This window comes from Acidovorax sp. KPB24-03, from assembly GCF_057546605.1.
In genome coordinates, this window is sequence record NZ_BAAJYR010000859.1 from 1 (window position 1) to 739 (window position 739).

A 739-nucleotide genomic window follows, 5' to 3' on the forward strand; every position below is an offset into this window, starting at 1 on the left:
CTCGTGCGCCGCATCGGCCACGAAGTGCTGCGTGCGCCCTCGAAAGCCCGCTGCACCCGCCGCGAACAGCAGGTTCAGCTCGTACCACCAGCCGGCTGCACCCTCGGCGGGCAGCGCATCGCCGTCGACGGGCGACAGGTCGTCCGCCTGGCGCTGCGCCACCTCGCGGCGCACGCGCTCCACCGGCGCGAGCGAGCCGCTCACCACCCACCATACGGCCAGCGCCAGCAGCGGCGCCATGAGCGCGATGGGCCCGGCCGTGCGCAGGGCCAGGTCGCGCGCCATCGCCTTGCGAACGGCCATGTCCTGCGCCACCTGAATGACCTGGGAGCGCGTCTGCACCGAAAACACGCGGTAGGTGGTGCCGTGCGCCTTCACCTTGGAAAAGCCCAGCACCGCGCGCTGCGGCAGGGCAGCGCCCACGGCGGACTCGAACACGCGCAAGCCTTCGGCCGACCAGACCTGCACGACGAACTCGTAGTTCTCGTCGTCGTGCACCAGCGGTCCGGGCGCGTTGGCCGGCACCTCCGGCAGGCCGGGCCGCAGGGCCATCGCCATCTGCTCCATGTGGTAGTCGAAGATCTCGTCGGCCTCGGACAGCGCCGAGCGGTACGACAAAAGGATCTGCAGCAGCGCCGTGCACACGATCGCCGCCAGCAGGAACCACAGCAGCCGCGCGCGCAGCGAATGCGCCGGTGCGCCCGTGCGCGGCGCCGGCCCGCCGGGGCCCGGGGGGCTG

General features: G+C 72.7%; 1 protein-coding gene. It reads right to left on the reverse strand.

Features of this window, described 5'->3' with window-relative positions:
* Positions 1-684 (reverse strand): sensor histidine kinase N-terminal domain-containing protein (locus AC27KI_RS26480; protein WP_487116842.1); only part of this gene is annotated, 684 nt, incomplete at its 3' end.
* Positions 685-739 lie beyond the last annotated feature (55 nt).